The sequence below is a fragment of the Halothiobacillus sp. DCM-1 genome, from assembly GCF_045689735.1.
Lineage (GTDB): Bacteria > Pseudomonadota > Gammaproteobacteria > Halothiobacillales > Halothiobacillaceae > Halothiobacillus.
In genome coordinates this window covers 1,939,309-1,960,000 of record NZ_CP142685.1, presented here as the reverse complement: position 1 = coordinate 1,960,000, position 20,692 = coordinate 1,939,309, and the positions used below count along the sequence as shown (strand labels likewise).

Annotated in this window: 18 protein-coding genes and 2 rRNA genes (1 of these 20 cut by a window edge); 19 read left to right on the top strand and 1 reads right to left on the bottom strand. The window is 58.8% G+C overall.

Going from position 1 to position 20,692, the window contains the following annotated elements; genetic code table 11:
• The 19 genes from VOI35_RS09130 to lpxC form a co-directional block, all read left to right on the top strand.
• A 23S ribosomal RNA gene (locus tag VOI35_RS09130) occupies window positions 1–2,700 on the top strand (it extends 178 nt beyond the left edge of the window).
• An 83-nt stretch (window positions 2,701–2,783) separates the two neighbouring features.
• Window positions 2,784–2,899: ribosomal RNA gene (gene rrf, locus VOI35_RS09125) — 5S ribosomal RNA — on the top strand.
• A gap of 112 nt (window positions 2,900–3,011) precedes the next feature.
• Window positions 3,012–3,299, top strand: coding sequence for a ComEA family DNA-binding protein (locus VOI35_RS09120; RefSeq protein ID WP_407275740.1), 288 nt, complete (start codon window positions 3,012–3,014; stop codon window positions 3,297–3,299).
• A gap of 510 nt (window positions 3,300–3,809) precedes the next feature.
• Entirely contained in the window at window positions 3,810–5,033 is a 1,224-nt protein-coding gene (locus tag VOI35_RS09115) for an N-acetylmuramoyl-L-alanine amidase (protein ID WP_407275739.1), read from the top strand.
• 77 nt (window positions 5,034–5,110) lie between these two features.
• Window positions 5,111–6,895 carry a DNA mismatch repair endonuclease MutL gene (mutL, locus tag VOI35_RS09110; RefSeq protein WP_407275738.1) on the top strand — a complete coding sequence of 595 codons (1,785 nt, stop codon included), beginning with the start codon at window positions 5,111–5,113 and terminating at the stop codon, window positions 6,893–6,895.
• 2 nt (window positions 6,896–6,897) lie between these two features.
• Window positions 6,898–7,857 (top strand): tRNA (adenosine(37)-N6)-dimethylallyltransferase MiaA, encoded by a 960-nt coding sequence (gene miaA / locus VOI35_RS09105; protein WP_407275737.1) that lies wholly within the window; start codon window positions 6,898–6,900, stop codon window positions 7,855–7,857.
• Window positions 7,858–8,020: 163 nt separating this feature from the next.
• Window positions 8,021–8,284 (top strand): RNA chaperone Hfq, encoded by a 264-nt coding sequence (hfq, locus tag VOI35_RS09100; RefSeq protein WP_407275736.1) that lies wholly within the window; start codon window positions 8,021–8,023, stop codon window positions 8,282–8,284.
• A 17-nt stretch (window positions 8,285–8,301) separates the two neighbouring features.
• On the top strand, window positions 8,302–9,672 hold the full coding sequence (gene hflX / locus VOI35_RS09095) for a ribosome rescue GTPase HflX (protein ID WP_407275735.1): 1,371 nt from the start codon (window positions 8,302–8,304) through the stop codon (window positions 9,670–9,672).
• 38 nt (window positions 9,673–9,710) lie between these two features.
• Window positions 9,711–10,850, top strand: coding sequence for an FtsH protease activity modulator HflK (hflK, locus tag VOI35_RS09090; protein WP_407275734.1), 1,140 nt, complete (start codon window positions 9,711–9,713; stop codon window positions 10,848–10,850).
• Window positions 10,847–11,740: a protease modulator HflC gene (gene hflC, locus VOI35_RS09085; RefSeq protein ID WP_407275733.1), complete on the top strand. Its 894-nt coding sequence runs from the start codon at window positions 10,847–10,849 to the stop codon at window positions 11,738–11,740. The genes hflK and hflC overlap by 4 nt, the downstream gene beginning before the upstream one ends.
• Before the next feature lie 23 nt (window positions 11,741–11,763).
• Window positions 11,764–11,946 carry a DUF2065 domain-containing protein gene (locus tag VOI35_RS09080; protein WP_407276826.1) on the top strand — a complete coding sequence of 61 codons (183 nt, stop codon included), beginning with the start codon at window positions 11,764–11,766 and terminating at the stop codon, window positions 11,944–11,946.
• A 305-nt stretch (window positions 11,947–12,251) separates the two neighbouring features.
• Complete coding sequence (locus tag VOI35_RS09075) at window positions 12,252–13,445, top strand: ATP phosphoribosyltransferase regulatory subunit (RefSeq protein ID WP_407275732.1); 1,194 nt, start codon at window positions 12,252–12,254, stop codon at window positions 13,443–13,445.
• Window positions 13,438–14,739 (top strand): adenylosuccinate synthase, encoded by a 1,302-nt coding sequence (locus VOI35_RS09070; RefSeq protein WP_407275731.1) that lies wholly within the window; start codon window positions 13,438–13,440, stop codon window positions 14,737–14,739. The genes VOI35_RS09075 and VOI35_RS09070 overlap by 8 nt, the downstream gene beginning before the upstream one ends.
• 127 nt (window positions 14,740–14,866) lie before the next feature.
• On the top strand, window positions 14,867–15,130 hold the full coding sequence (gene rpsP, locus VOI35_RS09065; protein WP_407275730.1) for a 30S ribosomal protein S16: 264 nt from the start codon (window positions 14,867–14,869) through the stop codon (window positions 15,128–15,130).
• Window positions 15,096–15,662, top strand: coding sequence for a ribosome maturation factor RimM (rimM, locus tag VOI35_RS09060; RefSeq protein WP_407275729.1), 567 nt, complete (start codon window positions 15,096–15,098; stop codon window positions 15,660–15,662). Before rpsP ends, rimM begins: the two co-directional genes overlap by 35 nt.
• A 33-nt stretch (window positions 15,663–15,695) precedes the next feature.
• Window positions 15,696–16,451 (top strand): tRNA (guanosine(37)-N1)-methyltransferase TrmD, encoded by a 756-nt coding sequence (trmD, locus tag VOI35_RS09055; protein ID WP_407275728.1) that lies wholly within the window; start codon window positions 15,696–15,698, stop codon window positions 16,449–16,451.
• 18 nt (window positions 16,452–16,469) lie between these two features.
• A complete protein-coding gene (gene rplS, locus VOI35_RS09050) occupies window positions 16,470–16,817 on the top strand; it encodes a 50S ribosomal protein L19 (protein ID WP_407275727.1) in 348 nt (115 codons plus the stop codon).
• A gap of 162 nt (window positions 16,818–16,979) precedes the next feature.
• Window positions 16,980–18,854 carry a molecular chaperone HtpG gene (gene htpG, locus VOI35_RS09045; protein ID WP_407275726.1) on the top strand — a complete coding sequence of 625 codons (1,875 nt, stop codon included), beginning with the start codon at window positions 16,980–16,982 and terminating at the stop codon, window positions 18,852–18,854.
• 168 nt (window positions 18,855–19,022) lie between these two features.
• The gene (gene lpxC, locus VOI35_RS09040) at window positions 19,023–19,940 is read left to right on the top strand and encodes a UDP-3-O-acyl-N-acetylglucosamine deacetylase (protein WP_407275725.1); all 918 of its coding nucleotides are present in this window, start codon (window positions 19,023–19,025) and stop codon (window positions 19,938–19,940) included.
• 218 nt (window positions 19,941–20,158) lie between these two features.
• On the opposite strand, the gene VOI35_RS09035 is transcribed toward lpxC, so the two are convergent.
• Entirely contained in the window at window positions 20,159–20,623 is a 465-nt protein-coding gene (locus VOI35_RS09035; RefSeq protein ID WP_407275724.1) for a DciA family protein, read from the bottom strand.
• Window positions 20,624–20,692 lie beyond the last annotated feature (69 nt).

Here is a 20,692-nt window from a genome sequence, read left to right as displayed (position 1 = left end):
GCGGGGAACTGAAACATCTAAGTACCTGCAGGAAAAGAAATCAACCGAGATTCCCCTAGTAGCGGCGAGCGAACGGGGACCAGCCCTGAAGTGATTGAACGTTTAGCAGAACAGTCTGGAAAGTCTGGCGATACAGAGTGATAGCCTCGTATGCGGCAAGCCTCAATCATGATGACGAGTAGGGCGGGGCACGTGAAACCCTGTCTGAACATGGGGGGACCATCCTCCAAGGCTAAATACTACTTACCGACCGATAGTGAACCAGTACCGTGAGGGAAAGGCGAAAAGAACCCCGGCGAGGGGAGTGAAATAGAACCTGAAACCGTGTGCGTACAAGCAGTAGGAGCCCCTTTGTGGGGTGACTGCGTACCTTTTGTATAATGGGTCAGCGACTTAATGATCGTGGCAAGCTTAACCGAATAGGGGAGGCGTAGGGAAACCGAGTCTGAATAGGGCGACAGTCGCGGTCATTAGACCCGAAACCGGAGCGATCTATCCATGGCCAGGATGAAGGTTGGGTAAAACCAACTGGAGGTCCGAACCCACAAATGTTGAAAAATTTGGGGATGAGCTGTGGATCGGAGTGAAAGGCTAATCAAGCCCGGAGATAGCTGGTTCTCCTCGAAAGCTATTTAGGTAGCGCCTCGTATCTCACTCTCGGGGGTAGAGCACTGTTATGGCTAGGGGGTCATCCCGACTTACCAAACCATGGCAAACTCCGAATACCGAGAAGTGCAATTACGGGAGACAGACGGTGGGTGCTAACGTCCATCGTCAAGAGGGAAACAACCCAGACCGCCAGCTAAGGTCCCTAAATCTGTGCTAAGTGGGAAACGATGTGGGAAGGCATAGACAGCTAGGAGGTTGGCTTAGAAGCAGCCATCCTTTAAAGAAAGCGTAATAGCTCACTAGTCAAGTCGGCCTGCGCGGAAGATTTAACGGGGCTCAAGCACAGTACCGAAGCTGCGGATGCCGCAAGGCATGGTAGAGGAGCGTTCTGTAGGCCTGCGAAGGTGTGCTGTGAGGCATGCTGGAGGTATCAGAAGTGCGAATGCTGACATAAGTAACGATAATGCGAGTGAAAACCTCGCACGCCGAAAGTCCAAGGTTTCCTGCGCAACGTCAATCGGCGCAGGGTGAGTCGGCCCCTAAGGCGAGGCTGAGAAGCGTAGTCGATGGAAAGCGAGTTAATATTCTTGCACCATTCATAACTGCGATGGGGGGACGGAGAAGGTTAGGTTGGCCGGGCGTTGGTTGTCCCGGTTTAAGTGTGTAGGCAGATCCCTTAGGCAAATCCGGGGGGTTAATGCTGAGGCATGACGACGAGTCGCTACGGCGACGAAGTAACTGATACCCAGCTTCCAGGAAAAGCCTCTAAGCTTCAGGTTATGAATGACCGTACCCAAAACCGACACAGGTGGACAGGTCGAGAAGACCAAGGCGTTGAGAGAACTCGGGTGAAGGAACTAGGCAAAATAGCACCGTAACTTCGGGAGAAGGTGCGCCCCCGGTACGTGTAAGGACTTGCTCCTGAAGCGGAAGGGGGTTGCAGTGACCAGGCCGCTGCGACTGTTTAACAAAAACACAGCACTCTGCAAACTCGAAAGAGGACGTATAGGGTGTGACGCCTGCCCGGTGCCGGAAGGTTAATTGATGGGGTCAGCGCAAGCGAAGCTCTTGATCGAAGCCCCGGTAAACGGCGGCCGTAACTATAACGGTCCTAAGGTAGCGAAATTCCTTGTCGGGTAAGTTCCGACCCGCACGAATGGCGTAACGATGGCGGCGCTGTCTCCACCCGAGACTCAGTGAAATTGAAATCGCTGTGAAGATGCAGTGTACCCGCGGCTAGACGGAAAGACCCCGTGAACCTTTACTATAGCTTTGCACTGAACATTGAACCTGCTTGTGTAGGATAGGTGGGAGGCATTGAAACCCGGACGCTAGTTCGGGTGGAGCCGACCTTGAAATACCACCCTGGCATGTTCGGTGTTCTAACCTAGGTCCGTTATCCGGATCGGGGACAGTGTATGGTGGGTAGTTTGACTGGGGCGGTCTCCTCCGAAAGCGTAACAGAGGAGCACGAAGGTTGGCTAAGTACGGTCGGAAATCGTACGGTTAGTGTAAGAGCATAAGCCAGCTTGACTGTGAGACAGACACGTCGAACAGGGTCGAAAGACGGTTCTAGTGATCCGGTGGTTCTGTATGGAAGGGCCATCGCTCAACGGATAAAAGGTACTCCGGGGATAACAGGCTGATACTGCCCAAGAGTCCATATCGACGGCAGTGTTTGGCACCTCGATGTCGGCTCATCACATCCTGGGGCTGAAGCAGGTCCCAAGGGTATGGCTGTTCGCCATTTAAAGTGGTACGCGAGCTGGGTTCAGAACGTCGTGAGACAGTTCGGTCCCTATCTGCCGTGGGCGTTCGAGATTTGAGGGGAGCTGTCTTTAGTACGAGAGGACCGAGATGGACACACCTCTGGTGTTCCGGTTGTCACGCCAGTGGCACTGCCGGGTAGCTAAGTGTGGACGGGATAACCGCTGAAAGCATCTAAGCGGGAAGCCCACCCCAAGATGAGATCTCGCAGGGACCTTGAGTCCCCTGAAGGGCCGTTGAAGACCACAACGTTGATAGGCTGGGTGTGGAAGCGCAGTAATGCGTGCAGCTAACCAGTACTAATGACCCGTGCGGCTTGACCATATAACGCCAAAACAGCTTGGCAACACAAGATCTGTACTTGTCCTGCATTCACTCTCGGTAGCAACCGCTACCTAACCCATTCGCCTGGTGTCCATAGAGCAGTGGAACCACCTGTTCCCATCCCGAACACAGAAGTGAAACGCTGCATCGCCGATGATAGTGTGGGGTCTCCCCATGTGAAAGTAGGTCAACGCCAGGCTCCCATCCCTCAAAACCCCCGCCTCAACGGGGGTTTTGTTTTGCTGGTGATTTGGTATTGTCACCGTTGCTCGCAATGTGTGCGAGTGGAGCCAATTGAGGATTGTGATGATATGAAAGCATGGATTCTTGCGGGTGTTTTGAGCTTGTCAACGATGTATGGTATGGCCTTTGCGGCTGAGCAGTTAGTGGATATCAATACGGCGACAGCGGCTCAATTGGAGGCCGTGAAGGGCATTGGGCCTAAAATGGCTTCGGAAATTGTGAAATATCGTACCGAGCATCAAGGATTTAAATCGCTTGATGAGTTGAAGCAGGTTCGAGGTGTTGGGGACAAAACATTTATGAAATTGTCGCCGCATTTGACCGTGACCCCTCCCGCGACTAAATCGAAGAAATAGTTGTTGTTGCCCGGTGCCGCGTTCGTCTTAATCCAGTCCGGGCTTTCTGTTTGGGAGAGGCTTTCCAACGCGGCGGTGATTCAATTCGCTGGGTAAATCCGAGGATGGATTTATTCAGTGTTTCCCTCGGGCGGTCTGTTTTGTCTGCCTCACGAGCCTTGCGCCCTGTATTCGACTCGGGAATCTTTCCGATAATCCGCTTTTTTCCCCGATGTCTTTCCCCGTTCGATGATCGATTCGGCTTCCATTTGACGGTGTCCGCTCAAAGCCGACGACAAGCCGTGCTTGGCGCAAAATACTTTTCAGACACTATATGTTGTGCTTGTCTTTGCCTGCGTTGACTACCAATGGGTGTCATTTGGTTTATAAATCACTTTAGTGATGTGCTTTATCTTTATAAAAAGCTTGAACTTTTTTTCTTCTGGCGCAGAATGTCATCCGTTGGGCAGGTGGCGTGATTTCCCGCGACTTATGGTGAGGGTTTGGTTTGCTAGCGGCAGGAGGCGTGTCATGTTCGGTGATTCCGCATATCCTTGGAATCGGCGGCAATTTCTTGGTGCGGTGCTCGGCACCAGTACCGCCGTATTTGGTTTGATGGCACCCGAGCGGGTATTGGCTGCGCGGGCGGTCAGTGCCGTTGCGGTCACGCGACAGCCTGACTATACCCGCTATGTTTTTGAAATGAATGGGCCTGTGGATTACAGCAGTTTCATGCTGGAGCATCCGAGCCGTTTTGTATTGGATTTAACTCAGACGACCCTCGCCGCGCGGGATATTCCGCCAGCGCCCTCTCAGTCGGTCGTCAAGGAAGTCCGCAGCGGTATCCGTGAAGGTACTGGCTTGAGGTTGGTGTTTGATCTCAAAGCGCCTGTTAAGCCGCGATTGCTGTTGTTGCCGCCCAGTGATGGATTGGGGTACCGCTTGGTCGTCGATCTGCCGCACGATAAGGCCGCGCAGCTGGTGGCCGAACATCGCGAAGACCCCGAGAGCCGCCCTGCAGTGCAAAAGCGGGCTTCGGCTTTTCGAGATTTGGTTATTGCGATCGATCCGGGGCACGGTGGCAAGGATCCGGGTGCAATCGGGCATCGCGGTACCAAGGAAAAGCATATTGCGTTGGATATCGGTCGTCGTTTGCGGGATCTGGTGGCGGCAACGCCGGGTCTTCGCCCGGTGATGACCCGCGATTCGGATAAGTTCATCCATTTGCGTGGCCGCACGGCGATTGCGCGGAATGCGAAGGCAGATTTGTTTATTTCGGTTCATTCGGATGCATTCCGGGTGACTTCTGCCCGGGGCGCGTCGGTCTTTTGTTTGAGTCAGCATGGCGCTACCTCGGAGGCCGCGCGCTGGTTGGCTAATCGGGAAAACGAGGCGGATTTTGTCGGCGGCGCGTCCATTGCCGATCATGATCAAGATGTGGCGTCGGTGTTGTTGGATCTGTCGCAAACCAAAACATTGGAAAATAGTTTGGATTTTGGCAACCGCGTGCTGCGCCAGATTGGCGATGTCTCGGATCTGCATTCTCGTCGGGTGCAGCAGGCGGGTTTTGTGGTGCTGAAATCGCCGGATATTCCATCGATTCTGGTAGAAAGTGCCTTCATTTCGAATCCGGAAGAAGAGGCGCGGTTGCGCACACCCAAATATCAGAACGAAATTGCCCGATCGATCGTGCAGGGCATCAATACCTACTATGCGGCCAAGGCGCCAGAAGGGACGCGCTATGCCATGCTGTAGTGCGGCGGTCAGCGCGGAGATTTGATTGCCATCGGGCGACGGGGGAGAATGAGGCCTTCGTCGCCTGAAGTGTTTTTATGTCGATCATCGCCCGCTTACCCGTTGAACTCGTGAATCAAATTGCTGCCGGCGAAGTGGTTGAGCGTCCGGCGAGTGTGGTTAAAGAACTGGTCGAGAATGCGCTGGATGCGGGGGCGCAGCGGATTATGGTCACGGTTGAGGATGCCGGTTCGCGCCTGATCCGCGTGCAGGATGATGGCCTGGGCATTGCGCACGATGACTTGCCGCTCGCTTTTGCACCGCATGCCACCAGCAAGATTGCCTCCCTAGATGAGTTGGAATCAGTGACCAGCATGGGGTTTCGCGGCGAGGCACTGGCGAGCATTGCGGCCATCGCCCGGGTTCAGATCACCAGCCGTCAGTCCGGGCAGGATCATGCCTGGGCGCTGGCACCGGAGTGGTCGAGCCCGAAACCCGCGGCTCATCCGGTCGGGACGACCGTCGAGGTGCGGGATTTGTTTTACAGCACCCCGGCGCGGCGCAAGTTTTTGCGTACCGAGCGCACCGAATTCGGTCAGATTGACCAATTGCTGCGGCGGTTTGCTCTGGCCTATCCCCCCTGTGGATTTGTGCTGTTGCATCAGGGGCGCGAGGTATTCGATGTGCCCGCGACCGGCGAATCCAGGCTCTCGGCAGCGCGGATCGAGTCCATGTTGGGCGCGGCCTTCCTCGATCGGGCGCGGAAGATCGATGCATCCGCATCCGGTATGAGTGTGCAGGGTTGGGTTGCCGATCCCGCCTATGCCCGTGCCACGACGGATCAACAAATGTTCTTCGTCAACGGACGCATCGTGCGGGATCGGGTGATTGGTGCCGCGATTCGCCGTGCCTATGCGGATGTGTTGCATCACCAGCGTCATCCGGCCTTCGTTTTGTCGTTCAGGCTGGATCCCCGGTCGGTAGATGTGAATGTGCATCCCACGAAAGCGGAGGTGCGCTTTCGCGACGCACGGGCAGTGCAGGATTTTTTATTTCGTGAGATCCACCGCGCGTTGGCGGATTCCGCCGTACGGGCACCCTCGGAGTCGGCAATGCCGACGGAGATGGCGCGTTCGACCGCCGGGCGGGGGTGGGGCGAACAACCGTTGCCGCCAGCCCAGGCGGTGCAGTCTTACCTGCGATTGCTCCAGCCCGCGACGACAGCGGATAGCCAGCATTTCCCATCGATGGTGCAAGAGGCCGCCACGGTACCCGATGCGGTCATCCCGCCGCTGGGCTATGCCCTCGCGCATCTGCATGGCGCCTACATTCTGGCGCAAAACGCGGCGGGTCTGGTGATCGTCGATGCGCATGCGGCAGCGGAACGGATTACCTATGAACGGTTGAAGGGGGCGTTCGCGCGACAGGAGATGGCGATGCAGCCTTTGTTGTTGCCGGTGGTTGTCACGGTCAGTGAGCCCGAGGCCGAGGCTGTCGAGGGCTTGTCCGAACTGTTTGCCCGCCTTGGCGTGGCGGTAACACGCGTGGGACCTGTCAGCCTGCGGATCTCGGCGCTGGCGTCCATCTTGCGGGGTGCCGATCCGGAAGCCTTGCTGCGCGGTTTGCTGGCTGAGGCATTGGTATTGGACTTATCGGGTGATGAACAGGATCCTGGCGTCGATTCGCCGATTCACCGCGTGCTTTCGCGCATGGCCTGTCATGGTTCGGTGCGGGCGAATCGCCCTCTGACCCGCCCGGAAATGGATGCGCTGTTGCGCGATATGGAGGCGACGGAGCGTGCGGATCAATGTAACCACGGTCGTCCGACCTGGCGGCAGTTTTCCCTCGCGGAACTCGACCGGCTATTCATGCGGGGGCAATAAGCATGACCGACGCGGCCAACCGTCCGATTCTGGCATTGCTGGGGCCGACGGCCTCGGGCAAGACCGCGTTGGCGCTTGAATTGGCGGCGCGCTATCCCGTGGGGTTGATCAGTGTCGATTCCGTCATGATCTACCGCGAGATGGATATTGGCGCGGCCAAGCCGGCGCCCGCCGTGCTGGCTGAATTCCCGCATGCGCTGGTGGATGTCTGCGATCCGGCCGAGTCCTACTCGGTGCAGCGATTCTGCCGCGAAGCCATGGCGGCGATACAGGCCATCGAGGCGCAAGGGCGGATTCCCCTGCTGGTTGGCGGGACGATGATGTATTTTCAGGCGCTGCTCGATGGCTTGTCTGAGCTGCCGATGAGCCGTGCCGCAACCCGCGCGGCGGTTCAGGCTGAGGCAAAAGCGCGGGGCTGGCCGGCGCTGCATGCGCAATTGGCCGAGGTCGATCCCGTCACGGCGGCGCGTATTCACCCGACCGATCCGCAGCGCATCAGCCGGGCGTTGGAGGTGTTCCGCGATACTGGCCGATCTTTGAGCGATTGGCAAAAACACCACCCGCCGGTGTCGCCGCTGATGGGGCGGGTCGTTCATCGCTGGGGGCTGTGGCCGAGCTCGCGGGCGCATGCGCGGGCGACGATGGCGATGCGATTCGACGAGATGTTGGCCGATGGCTTGGTGGATGAGGTGGCGCGATTGCGGGCACGAGGGGATTTGTCGCCCGCGATGCCGTCCCTGCGCGCCGTGGGGTATCGCCAGATTTGGTCTTACCTGGCGGGCGAAACCGACCTGCCGGTCGCGCGTGAGCTCGCCATCACGGCAACCCGGCAGCTTGCCAAGCGACAAATCACCTGGATGCGTGGCCAAACGCAAACCCAGTTTTTCGAGGCCGAGCGGCGGGAGAGGGCATTCGCGGCGATGGCATCTGTCCTGGATCGGGCGATGGATCAGGGAACTTGAATGGCGCGCGGCGATCCCATGCCCGCATCGCGCCGCCGGAAATGGCCGGGTTCGTGGTAGGCTTTCACCCACAGTCCCAGTGACGGGGCGGTGTCATTTCTGCGGGCAGTTCGCCCGAATCCGCAATGGAAGCGATGCACAATAATTTTAGGAGTTGTTGATTATGGCCAAGGCTCAATCCCTGCAAGAACCGTATTTGAATGCGCTGCGTCGAGAGCATGTTCCGGTCTCGATTTATTTGCGTAATGGCATCAAGTTACAGGGGCAAATTGATTCCTTTGATAATTTTGTGGTGTTGCTGAAAAACAATGTCAGCCAACTGGTATACAAACACGCCATCAGCACCATTGTGCCGACCCGGGAAATCCAGATTGATTTCGATGAGGAGAATGGCGAAAAGCCGACGACGACTGATGCTCAGGGCTGAGTGAGTCCGCAGCGGCCATGCAGTTTTTTGAACGGCACGCGGGCGGCGAGCGCGTCGTCTTGCTGCATGTGGTGTCTCGCCAGGCGAGTCGTGCGGAAGATCTGATCGAATTCCGGGATCTGGTCGATTCCGCCGGTGGGCAGGTGCTGGGCGAGTGTTTGGCGAGTCGTGAGGCACCCGATCCCCGGCTGTATGTCGGCAAGGGCAAAGTCGAGGAGCTGGCATCGCTGGTTGCCGGCGTCGAGGCGGATCTGGTCGTGGTCAATGCCCGGCTGTCCCCGGCGCAGGAGCGAAATCTCGAGCGCGAACTGAAGTGCCGGGTCATCGATCGCACGGGTCTGATCCTGGATATTTTTGCCCAGCGGGCGCGATCGCACGAAGGCAAGTTGCAGGTGGAGCTCGCGCAGCTCAAGCATTTGTCCACCCGGCTGGTGCGTGGCTGGACGCATCTTGAGCGGCAGCGCGGGGGTTCGATCGGGCTGCGCGGTCCGGGGGAAACCCAGTTGGAACTCGACCGGCGCTTGATTCACGACCGCATCAAACAGCTCAATGAACGGATCGCCAAAGTGCGCCGACAGCGGCTCGAAGGGCGCAAGGGGCGGCAGCGCGCCGATATCCCGCTGGTCTCGTTGGTGGGCTATACCAACGCAGGCAAATCCACATTGTTCAACGCCTTGACCGCCGCAGACACCTATGCGGCCGATCAGTTGTTCGCCACGCTCGATACCACCCTGCGGCGGATCGAACTGGCACCGGGGTTCCCCATCGTGCTGGCGGATACCGTGGGATTCATCCGTCATTTGCCGCATGAGCTCGTCACGGCGTTCCGCTCCACGCTGGAAGAAACCCTGGAAGCGGATTTGCTGCTGCATGTGGTCGATGCGGCGAGCCCGGAGCGGGATCGACAAATGGCCGATGTCGCCGTCGTGTTGCAGGAAATCGGGGCAGCGGAATTGCCGCAGTTAGTGGTCATGAACAAAATCGATCAGCTGCCGATGGTGGCACCGCATGTCGATGAACAGGCCGAGGGGCGGCCACACCGCATCTGGCTTTCTGCTGGCACGGGAGCGGGGTTGGATTTGCTGCGTGGCGCGTTGCAAGCGCACTTGTCACCCAAACTCGATCGCTGGTGTCTGAACCTCCCGGTGTCTCTGGCCGCCCTGCGTGCCCAGTTCATTCAGGCGTGCGTCGTGCGTGAAGAGCAGTGGCAGGAGGAACCGGAAGCGGGCTGGCGGATGTGGATCGAGGTCTCTGCGGAGCGCTGGGGGCGTTGGTTGAAGCAAACCCCCGCTTTGGCGGACTGTCTGTGCGCGCATCCGGGCGCGATCCGCGGCGCGGACGAATTTCCTGCTAAACTAATGACCCATTTTGACAATGAATCAACCTGATCGCGCGCAAGGCAGCGCCGATTCTTCCGGAGTGCATCATGGCTTGGAATGAACCTGGCGGTGGCAAAGACAACGACCCTTGGTCGAATCCGCGGCGCAGTGGCAAGCCGCCCAACATTGACGAGGCGATTGGCCGGTTGCAGCAAAAACTGGGGAACTCCGGCGGCGGCAAGGCGATCGCCGCCATCGGAGGGCTGGTTTTTGCCGTATGGATGCTCTCGGGGATCTACACGATCGATGCGGGGCAGCGGGGAATCGAGCTGCAATTCGGTAAATATGTCGGCACTACCCATGCCGGCCCGCACTGGCATTTGCCGTATCCGATCGGCGCGGTCATCAAGGTGAATGTCGACGAGTTTCGTGATAAGCAGTTGAAAATGCCTGCGCTGACCAACGATGAAAACATCGTGGATGTCCGCATCAGCAGCCAGTTCGTCATTGCGGATCCAGTGAGTTATCTCTTCAATGTGCGCGATCCGGACGGGACATTGTCTGATGTCATGCAAAGTGCGATTCGCGAAGTCGTCGGTTCGATGTCCATGGATCGGGTGCTCACCGATGGCCGAGCCGAAATCGTGACCCAGGTGCGCGATCGGATGCAGGAACTGCTGAACGGCTACAACACCGGGCTCAAAGTGCAATCGGTCAACCTGCAGGATGTGCAGCCCCCGGAGGCCGTGCAGCCCGCGTTTGAAGATGCGATCCGCGCGCGGGAAGACGAGCAGCGCTACATCAGCGAAGCCTCGGCGCACGCCAATAAAATCATCCCGCAGGCGCGGGGCGAGGCGGCGCAAATCGAAGAGCAGGCCAAGGGGTACGAAGCGAAGGTCACCAATGCCGCCCTCGGTGAAGCATCTCGCTTCACGCAGCTCTTGCAATCGTATCGGCTGGCGCCGGACTTGACGCGCGAGCGGATGTACCTCGACACCATGGGCGAGGTGCTGGCGAAAAATCGCAGCGTGGTGCTCGATGTGCCCGGCGGCGCGAACAATGTGTTTTATCTGCCCCTCGGATCGGCGGAGGGTGGCGTGCCCGCCTCGTTGCCCAAGCCGGTATTGGATGCAAGCGCGCAGCCGACCCTGCCCACCCCTTCTTCGGCGAGTCCGCTGGATAGCGTCGCGCGGGGTGGGTTGAGCAGTGACAATCGTACCGACTTGCGTTCCCGGAGTGCACCATGAGCCTGATTCAACGCATTGTTTTGCCGGCGCTGGTGCTGCTGGCCTTGGGTTTTTCCACCGCGACTTTTGAGGTGAAACAGTACCAGAGCGCCCTGAAGTTTCGTCTGGGGGAAATCGTTGGCGACCATTATGGTCCGGGCTTGCACTTCAAGTGGCCGGTGATCAACAGCGTGCGGTTGTTCGATAAGCGCGTGCAAACCCTCACTTCCCAGCCCGAGCGGTTTCTGACCAGTGAAAAGAAGAACCTGGTCATCGATTACTACATCAAGTGGCAGATCGAAAACCCGGTGGCCTACTACAAGGCGACCCGGGGCGATGAGCGGGTGGCGATGAGCCGGATGGATCAGATCGTGCGGGATGCCATGAAAAGCCAGATTTCCAGTCGCACCGTGAATCAGGTGGTGGCGGGCGATCGGGATATTTTCATGAAAACCGTCATCCAGACCACGAACACCGCCATTGACAGTCTGGGTGTAAAAATCTCCGATGTGCGGATCATGCAGATTGAACTGCCGCAGGAGGTTCGCCGCTCCGTGTATCAGCGGATGGAAAAAGAGCGTTTTGCGTTTGCCCAGTCGATCCGTTCGCGCGGTGAGGAGCAAGCCAAGAAAATTACGGCGGATGCGGATCGTCAGCGTGCGGTGATTCTCGCGGAAGCCAACCGTCAGGCGGCGGAGATTCGAGGCGCTGGGGATGCGGCGGCAGCGGCGACCTATGCCAAAGCCTACGCGCAGGATCCCAAGTTTTTCTCGTTCTACCGCAGCCTCGAAGCCTACAAACAGGCGTTTGATCGCGGTGGCGATACCTTTGTGCTCAGTCCAACCAGCCCGTTCTTCCGCTATTTCGATGCCCCGAATCCGGCGGCGGCGGTGGCGGGTGGTAAGCACTGAGCCAGGCGGCCAGAGTGAGCGGGATGAATGGCTGGCAGGTGCTTGGACTGGTGTTGATTATCGAGGCGGTTTTGCCTTTTATCAGCCCGGCGCAATATCGGGCCATGGCGGCTCGACTGAGCGCCCTGTCGGATCAAGCGCTCCGTGGGGTGGCACTGGTCTTGCTGGTCGTCGGTGCCGGTCTGGTGGCGTTCGTGCGTTGGTGATTAAGTCACGGATGCCTCGATGCGGCACCGACATCACTCGTTGATTGGAATGTACGTAGGGAAGCACTGAATAAATCCATTCATGGATTTATTCAGCAAGCCTCGTCGCGGCACATGTCCGCGACGGTCTTCACGAATCAACGACTTATGTCGTTGTTCGTGTTGGGGCATCCTGCCCCAAGCGGGAAGCGCTGATTTAATCAGCGCTTCCTTAGGTCTCCAGGCAATGCCTGGGTTTTTTATGATCGGTTCGCCGATCGCCCCGTGTGGCCTGATGCGGCCGCCGGTTTGTATGAGAAACTGCTATGTCACATACCCTGTCGCGATGGGCATTACCTGCGGGCATCGATGAGTTGCTGCCCGATCAGGCGCGGCGCGTTGAGGCGCTGCGTGCCCGGTTGTTGGCGCAGTTCGCGCAGCACGGTTACCAGTTGGTCATTCCGCCCATCGTGGAATTTGTCGATTCCCTGCTCGTGGGTGCGGGACGCGATCTGGCGCTGGATACGCTGACCATGACTGACGGCGTCACGGGGCGGTCTTTGGGTTTGCGGGCGGACATGACGCCGCAAATTGCCCGGATTGATGCGCACAGTTTGCCCACGGTGGCCGAGCGGCGTTTGTGTTACCTCGGAACCGTGGTGCGGGCGCGCCCCGACGGGTTGGGGGGGAGTCGCACACCCATGCAGGTGGGCGCTGAATTGTATGGCGTCGGCGGGGTGGAAGGTGATCTCGAAATCATCGAACTTATGCTGGATGTGCTGCGGGATGCCGGGGTGCCTGAACTGGTACTGGATTTAGGGCATGTGGATATTTTTGGTGCGTTGGCGGCGGAGGCCGGGCTGACAGCCGCGCAGGAAGAAGCGGCACGCGATGCGTTGCAAAGAAAATCCCGAGGGGATTTGCTGGCCGTGTTGCAGGCGGCATCCGTGAGTCCTGCGGTACAAACTGCCCTGCTGGCTTTGCTGGATCTCAATGGCGTCTGGAATGAGGTGCTGCCCCGCGCACGAGCCGCACTGGGTTCGATGGTGTCTGCTGCCGTCCGGGATGGTTTGGATCGCTTGAATCAGGTGGCTGCCGTGATTGCGGCGCATCACGCAGCCGTCACTGTGCTGATCGATTTGGCTGAACTGCACGGGTACCACTACCAGACCGGGTTGGTGTTTGCCGCCTATGCGCGGGGCGTCGGGCGAGAGTTGGCGCGGGGCGGCCGGTATGACGACATCGGGGCGGTTTTCGGGCGTGCGCGGCCGGCGACCGGCTTTTCGACGGATGTGCGCGAATTGTTGCGTTTTGCCCCCGTTGAAGCCGCCGCGCCGGTGCCCATTTATGCGCCCGCAGACTATCAAGACACCGCCTTGCGCGCGCGCGTGGCCGCGTTGCGTGCCGAGGGGCGGGTCGTCGTCATGACCGCGCAGCCGATTCCTGCGGAGGCCTGCCAATTGGTGCGGGCGTCCGACGACTCTTCCTGGCAGTTAATCGAGAATTCCAATCATGGGTAAAAGTGTGGTCGTCCTCGGCTCCCAATGGGGCGATGAGGGTAAAGGTAAGATCGTCGATCTTCTGACGGAGCGTGCCGAAGCGGTGGTGCGGTTTCAGGGGGGGCACAATGCGGGGCATACGCTGGTCATCGGGGGCAAGAAAACGGTTTTGCATCTGATTCCATCCGGCGTGCTGCGTGAGAATGTGCAATGTCTGATTGGCAACGGGGTCGTGTTATCGCCGGATGCCCTGATCCGCGAGATGCAGGCGCTGGAGGCCGAAGGGGTGCCCGCGCGGGATCGCTTGCTGCTTTCCGAAGCCTGCCCGTTGATCCTGCCCTATCATGTCGCCCTGGATCAGGCGCGGGAAATCGCGCGCGGGGCGGCCAAAATTGGTACGACCGGCAGAGGTATTGGCCCTGCTTACGAGGACAAAGTGGCTCGTCGCGCCATTCGGCTCGAAGATATTTTTCATCGGGAGCGGCTGGCCGCCAAGCTGGGCGAAGTGCTGGATTTTCATAACTTCGTTCTGCGGCAGTATTTTCACGCCGAAACCATCGACTTTCAGCAGGTGCTCGATCAGGTGCTCGCACAGGCTGAAATCCTCGCGCCGATGGTGGGCGATGTCCCCAGTCGGCTCGTGGCCTTGCGTCGTGCCGGAGCCAATCTCATGTTCGAAGGTGCCCAGGGTACCCTGCTGGACATCGACCACGGCACCTATCCTTATGTCACCTCGTCGAACACGACGGCGGGGGGCGCGTGTACGGGGTCGGGGGTCGGGCCGCTGGAATTGGACTATGTTTTGGGCATTACCAAGGCGTACACCACCCGCGTCGGGGGCGGCCCCTTCCCCACGGAGTTGGATGACGATATCGGGCAGCACCTGGCAGTCAAAGGGCGCGAAGTGGGCGCCACCACGGGGCGTCCTCGCCGCTGTGGCTGGTTCGATGCTGTGGCGCTCCGCCGCGCGGTGGAAATCAACAGTATTTCCGGCCTGTGTCTGACCAAGCTCGATGTGTTGGATGGCATCGAGCAGATTCGCATCTGTGTAGGCTATGAGATGGACGGGCAGCCGGTATCGACGGCACCACTCAGTGCGGAAACCTACGCCCGTTGCGTGCCGGTTTATGAAACGGTCTCGGGTTGGCAGGAGTCCACCTTGGGTGTGCGAGCCTTGGATGAACTCCCCGCCGCTGCCCGGCGCTATATCGAGCGCATCGAACAGCTGGTCGGCGTGCCGGTCGATATCATATCCACGGGGCCGGATCGTGACGAAACCATCGTGTTACGGCACCCTTACGATAGCCAGTCGTAAAAAATTTTCGCCAACGCTTTATTTTCGAAAAAAAAATGCGTAGAATCACGCGCCTTGATTTTTAAATGCGCGGCGCCCTGCTCAACGCGGGATGCGCCGCCCGTTCAGAGTGACACAGGACATTCCGATGGTATCCATCCGATTAGCGCGTACCGGCGCCAAAAAGCGCCCGTTTTATCATGTTGTCGTCACCGACAGCCGCAATGCCCGCGACAGCGGCGCGTACATTGAGCGGGTGGGTTTCTTCAACCCCGTCGCTCGGGGGCAGGAAGTTCGCCTGCAGTTGGATGACGCGCGCGTGCAGCATTGGGTTGGGCATGGCGCTCAGCCGAGCGATCGCGTGGCGGCGCTGATTCGTGAAAGCCGCAAGCAGGCTGCTGCTGCGGGCTGATGCGTCGTTGACTGCGGCTGCGCCAGAGGCGCCGGTCACGATCGGCGAACTCGGTAAAGCGTTTGGGGTGAAAGGCTGGTGTTGGGTTTATTCCCACACCCGCCCGGCTGATGGGCTGACCCAATACCGTCGTTGGTGGGTTTCGCCCCGGCAGCCGGGGCAATCGCCTCGTTGGCTTGAGGTCGCTCGTTTTGCTGTGCAAGGCAACGGGTTGATTGTCAAGCTTAAAGGGGTGGATCAGCGGGAAGCTGCGGAGCTTTTGACGGGGGCGACGATTGCGATTGGCGCCGATGCCCTGCCGCAGCCCGCTGCGGGAGAATATTACTGGCGAGACTTGATCGGTTGCCAGGTGCAGCATGTGCAGGGTCAAGACCTCGGCGTGGTGCGCGAATTGCTCGAGACCGGTGCGAATGATGTGCTGGTTGTCGAGGGGGAGCGGGAGCGGTTGATTCCCTTTATTCCCGGAGAGGTGTTGGTGGCCATCGATGTCGCGAATCGGCGCATAGTGGCGGATTGGGATCCGGAGTTCTGATGGATCGCTCACGGGCGTGACGGAGGATGGTGGTTGAAGATCACTGTCGTGACCCTGTTCCCGGAGCTGGTCGAGGCGGTTGCCCAGAGTGGCATGCCTCGGGTGGCCGTTGAGCGCGGCGCGTTATCGCTGCAGACCATCAACCCGCGAATGTTCGCGGCGGATCGTCATCGCACGGTAGATGACCGTCCCTTCGGCGGTGGTCCCGGCATGCTGCTCAAGCCGGAGCCGCTGGCGGCGGCGATCGAGGCGGCAAAAGCGGAGGCGCCGTCTGCGCCGGTCTGGTTGCTGTCGCCGCAAGGCGCGCGACTGGATCGAGATCGGGTCGCCGACTTGGCGCAGCAGGCAGGCGTCGTTCTGGTCTGTGGTCGTTACGAAGGGGTGGATCAGCGGGTGATTGATCGGCTGATCGACGCCGAGATTTCGATTGGTGACTATGTGCTGTCGGGCGGTGAGCTGGGCGCCATGGTGTTGATTGATGCGGTCGCGCGGCGTTTGCCTGGCGTGCTCGGGGATGCGGAATCGGTGGCGCAGGATTCGTTTGAAGCTGCGCTGCTCGATCACCCGCATTACACGCGACCCGAAGATTGGTCGGGGCAAAGGGTGCCGCCCGTTTTGCTGGGCGGGAATCACCGGGCGATTGACGCCTGGCGGTCGTCGCAGCGGGTGCAAAATACCGCGCGCCATCGACCGGATTTGTTTTATGGGCAGGGGCTCGATGCACGGGCTCGTGCAGAATTGACCGCCACTTGGGCGCCCGAGGCTCCGTGGCAGACGAACGAACCGTAACTGGGTAGGTTATTTAAGATGAACAAGATCATTCAGGCGCTTGAAGCAGAACAGATGAACCGCGACATTCCGGCGTTCGCACCGGGCGATACCGTAGTCGTCCAGGTCAAGGTTAAGGAAGGCGATCGCGAGCGGTTGCAGGCATTTGAGGGTGTGGTGATTGCCAAACGGAGCCGTGGGCTGAATTCGGCTTTCACGGTGCGCAAAATTTCTTACGGCGAAGGCTTGGAGCGCGTATTCCAGACCTACAGCCCGGCGATCGCATCCATTGAAGTGAAGCGTCGGGGGGATGTGCGTCGTGCCAAGCTGTACTATCTGCGCGGTTTGACCGGCAAGAAAGCGCGTATCCGCGAAAAACTGGGCTGAGTCTTTCTCGATCCTCTTGGGCAGCGCGGCTGCCCGACGGTCGCATCGCCCTCTTGAAAAACACCTCTGCGTCCCCACGATGCGGAGGTGTTTTCGTTTTGCCAACTGTCTGGCTGATTCTCTAGCCAATTTTTTGGCCATTTTTCTGGAGGGTGTGTCGCGATGAGTCAAGTGGAAGTGCGCGGTTTTCAAACCGAGGTCAAAGAGCTGTTACAGCTGATGATCCATTCGCTGTATTCCAACCCGGAGATTTTTCTGCGTGAGTTGATTTCCAATGCCTCGGATGCCTGTGACAAGCTGCGGTTTGAAGCCGTATCAGACGAGGCGCTCTACGAAGGCGAGGATGCGCTGCGGATCCGGGTAAGTTTTGACGAGAAGGCGCGTACCGTCACGCTGAGTGATAACGGGATCGGCATGAATCGGGATGAGGTCATTGAAAACATCGGAACCATCGCCCGTTCAGGCACCCGCGCATTTATCGAAAAACTTGGGCAGGATAAGGCCAATGATCTGGCGCAGATTGGCCAGTTTGGCGTGGGCTTTTATTCCGCCTTCATTGTGGCAGAAGAGGTAACGCTGACCACGCGCCGCGCCGGGATGGCTCCGGAGCATGGCGTGCGCTGGGTATCGCGCGGTGAAGGGGAATACAGTCTGGAGACCGTGCCGGTTGCCGCGCGTGGCACCACGATTGAGCTCAAACTGCGGGAAGACCATGCCGAATTCGCCAATGACTGGCGGTTGCGCTCCGTGATTCGCAAATATTCGGATCACATCACCTTCCCGATCGAGATGCCGAAATCCGCGACGGCGGCCGAGGGTGAGAATGCGTCGACGACCGTCGAGTGGGAGCGGGTCAATGACGCGAAGGCACTGTGGACTCGGGCGAAAGCCGAGGTCGCCGACGAGGAGTACATCGAGTTCTACAAGCATGTCGGGCACGACTGGGAGGCACCGCTGGCCTGGTCGCACAACCGGGTGGAGGGTAAAACCGAATACATCTCGCTGCTGTACCTGCCGGCGCGGGCACCCTTCGATCTCTGGGATCGGGAAACCAAACAAGGCGTCAAGTTGTATGTCAAACGCGTATTCATCATGGATGATGCCGACAAGCTCATGCCGCGTTATTTGCGGTTTGTGCGCGGGGTGATCGATTCCGCCGATCTGCCGCTGAATGTCTCGCGCGAGATTCTGCAGTCGAACAAGATTCTCGACACGATTCGTCAAGGCTCGGTCAAGCGTGTGCTGGGAATGTTGGAAGGCATGGCCGCCAACGAGCCTGAGAAATACGCCAAGTTCTGGACGGTCTTTGGTCAGGTGTTGAAAGAAGGCGTGGGTGAGGATTTTGCGAACCGCACGCAAATCGCCGGCTTGCTGCGCTTTGCCACCACGCAGAGTGGTTCGGATGCACAGACGGTGGGTTTGAACGATGTCGTGGGGCGCCTGCAGGAAGGACAGGACGAGATTTATTACATCATCGCCGATTCGTACACGGCGGCCATGGCTTCCCCGCATCTGGAAATCTTCCGCAAAAAAGGCATCGAGGTGATCTTGCTGTGGGATCGAATCGATGAGTGGCTCATGTCGCACCTCACCGAGTTTGAAGGGAAAAAACTCAAATCGGTAACCAAGGCCGAGTTGAGCCTGGAGGATGCTGCAGAAGAATCACCGGCACAAAAAGCCGTTGATGATTCGCTGATCAATCGGCTGAAAACCGTGCTGGGGGAGAAGGTGGAGGATGTGCGGCTATCCAAGCGGCTGGTTGATTCCCCGGCCTGTCTGGTGACCAGTGACGAAGACATGAGTCTGCATTTGCAGCGCTTGTTGAAGGATATGGGGCAGTCTGCGCCCGCCGTGAAGCCGATCCTAGAAATCAATGCGCAGCACCCGCTCCTCGTCCGGGCAGATGCGGAACAGGATGCGACGCGGTTTGAGGATTATGCGCGGGTAATCTTCGGGCAGGCAGCGTTGGCTGAGGGTGGGCAACTGACGGATGCGGCCGATTTTGTGCAGCGGATGAATCGATTGCTCATCTCATGAGGCGCCGGCCGAGCTAATCGGTGGTTCATGAACCCGGGATGCCGTACGGTATCCCGGGTTTTTTACGACTTGTTTCATGATTTGATAGCGCATTAACAAATTCAGCCATTCATGTCCGAGGGGCGCCGTGCGATAATTCCCATAATCGATTCGTCATGAGGCGCCGCCTTGATCCATCAGCGCACCCTTCGTAATAGTATCCGGGCAACCGGGATTGGTCTGCATACCGGAGAGCAGGTTCGTCTCACCTTGCGTCCTGCCGCGCCGGATACGGGGATCGTCTTTCACCGGATGGATTTACCGCAGCCCGTCGAAATCCCGGGGCATGCCTTCAATGTGGGCGAAACCCAACTGTCGACCACGCTGGTGAAGAACGGCAATAAAATCTCCACGGTCGAACATTTGATGTCCGCGCTGGCGGGGCTGGGGATCGATAATTGCCATGTGGAAATCGATGGGCCGGAAATGCCCATCATGGATGGTTCCGCGAGCCCGTTCGTCTTTTTGATTCAGTCGGCAGGAATTGAAGAGCAAGATGCGCCCAAGCAGTTCATTCGGGTATTGAAGCCGGTGGAAGTGGTCGATGGTGACCGTTGGGTGCGTTTCGATCCGCATGAAGGCTTCCGGGTGGCCATGTCGATTGACTTCAATCATCCGGCGCTGGCCGACTCCGCGCGTCTGGCTGAAATCGATTTTTCTTCAACCACCTTCGTGAAGGAGGTGGCGCGGGCGCGCACCTTCGGCTTTATGCGGGATCTGGAAATGATGCGTCAACGCAATCTGGCGCTGGGTGGAAGCGTCGATAATGCGATAGTCGTGGGAGAGTCGCAGATTCTCAACGAAGACGGCCTGCGTTACGGGGATGAGTTCGTCAAGCATAAGATCCTGGACGCCATCGGCGATCTCTATCTACTCGGTTGCAGTGTCATCGGCGCGTTCAGTGGGCACAAATCGGGGCATTTTCTGAATAACCAACTCTTGCGCACTTTGCTGGCGCAACCGGATGCGTTTGAACGGGTGACTTTCGAACGAGAGGCTCTGCCTCCCGTGTCTTTTGCCCGACCGGTAGCGCAACTAGCCAGCTAACGAGCCGTTGAACAAGGGTTTTCTTGCCCGTTTTCAACTCGGCTGATCCCTCCTCTTCGGACTCTCCGACATCCCTGTCGGAGACCCCGCGGGTTCGGCCTTCGAGCGCGTCGCGCTGGGCTTGCGCCCGCTTCGGGTTTCGCCCGTGACGGGCTTCGTCAATCCGTGACTTGCGTCATGCCGTGGGGTATCCCTGTCTCCAAACGGGCAGCGCGGACTTAATCTGCGCTCCCCTTGCTTTTTTCTGGCTTCCGACTGCGCGGTCTTTGTTGCGCCAGGCGACGGAGCGCGTTGGCGAGCTGCGGATCGTCCAGTTGTGCAGAGACATCCAGTAAATGTTGCCGCGTCGCCTCGCTGAGCGGTGTGGGCGGCGTGAGTCGGGCTTGTCGCAAGGCGGGGCGGGGCGGGGTCACCCGCACTTCAATGCGATCGACCCCTTCGATGCCCTGGGCGCGGGCGGCGGTGTTGAGCGCGGGTAGCCAGCTTGGTGCCTGAAATCTTGCCTGGGTTGCGGTGGCCGCATCCTGCGCGCCCAGCACCAGCGTGGCTTCGCGAACATTCAAAACCTGCACGCGCTGTGACAGGGCGGCGGGCACGACTTCATGCCAAAAACAATCGAACCAACGATTGCGCTGGGCATGGCGTGCCAAAGCGGAAAAGGCTGAAAACTGCTGTGCTTTCATGGCAATCCGTCGGGATTATGCGGGCGTGTGCTACCAATCTTCATCTATCTACCGTACCATTCCCGGCTA

Excerpts from the sequence above, each read along its gene's own strand:
- VOI35_RS09120 (WP_407275740.1), top strand. The coding sequence starts at position 3,012 with ATGAAAGCATGGATTCTTGCGGGTGTTTTGAGCTTGTCAACGATGTAT.
- VOI35_RS09115 (WP_407275739.1), top strand. The coding sequence starts at position 3,810 with ATGTTCGGTGATTCCGCATATCCTTGGAATCGGCGGCAATTTCTTGGT.
- mutL (WP_407275738.1), top strand. The coding sequence starts at position 5,111 with ATGTCGATCATCGCCCGCTTACCCGTTGAACTCGTGAATCAAATTGCT.
- miaA (WP_407275737.1), top strand. The coding sequence starts at position 6,898 with ATGACCGACGCGGCCAACCGTCCGATTCTGGCATTGCTGGGGCCGACG.
- hfq (WP_407275736.1), top strand. The coding sequence starts at position 8,021 with ATGGCCAAGGCTCAATCCCTGCAAGAACCGTATTTGAATGCGCTGCGT.
- hflX (WP_407275735.1), top strand. The coding sequence starts at position 8,302 with ATGCAGTTTTTTGAACGGCACGCGGGCGGCGAGCGCGTCGTCTTGCTG.
- hflK (WP_407275734.1), top strand. The coding sequence starts at position 9,711 with ATGGCTTGGAATGAACCTGGCGGTGGCAAAGACAACGACCCTTGGTCG.
- hflC (WP_407275733.1), top strand. The coding sequence starts at position 10,847 with ATGAGCCTGATTCAACGCATTGTTTTGCCGGCGCTGGTGCTGCTGGCC.
- VOI35_RS09080 (WP_407276826.1), top strand. The coding sequence starts at position 11,764 with ATGAATGGCTGGCAGGTGCTTGGACTGGTGTTGATTATCGAGGCGGTT.
- VOI35_RS09075 (WP_407275732.1), top strand. The coding sequence starts at position 12,252 with ATGTCACATACCCTGTCGCGATGGGCATTACCTGCGGGCATCGATGAG.
- VOI35_RS09070 (WP_407275731.1), top strand. The coding sequence starts at position 13,438 with ATGGGTAAAAGTGTGGTCGTCCTCGGCTCCCAATGGGGCGATGAGGGT.
- rpsP (WP_407275730.1), top strand. The coding sequence starts at position 14,867 with ATGGTATCCATCCGATTAGCGCGTACCGGCGCCAAAAAGCGCCCGTTT.
- rplS (WP_407275727.1), top strand. The coding sequence starts at position 16,470 with ATGAACAAGATCATTCAGGCGCTTGAAGCAGAACAGATGAACCGCGAC.
- htpG (WP_407275726.1), top strand. The coding sequence starts at position 16,980 with ATGAGTCAAGTGGAAGTGCGCGGTTTTCAAACCGAGGTCAAAGAGCTG.
- VOI35_RS09035 (WP_407275724.1), bottom strand. The coding sequence starts at position 20,623 with ATGAAAGCACAGCAGTTTTCAGCCTTTTCCGCTTTGGCACGCCATGCC.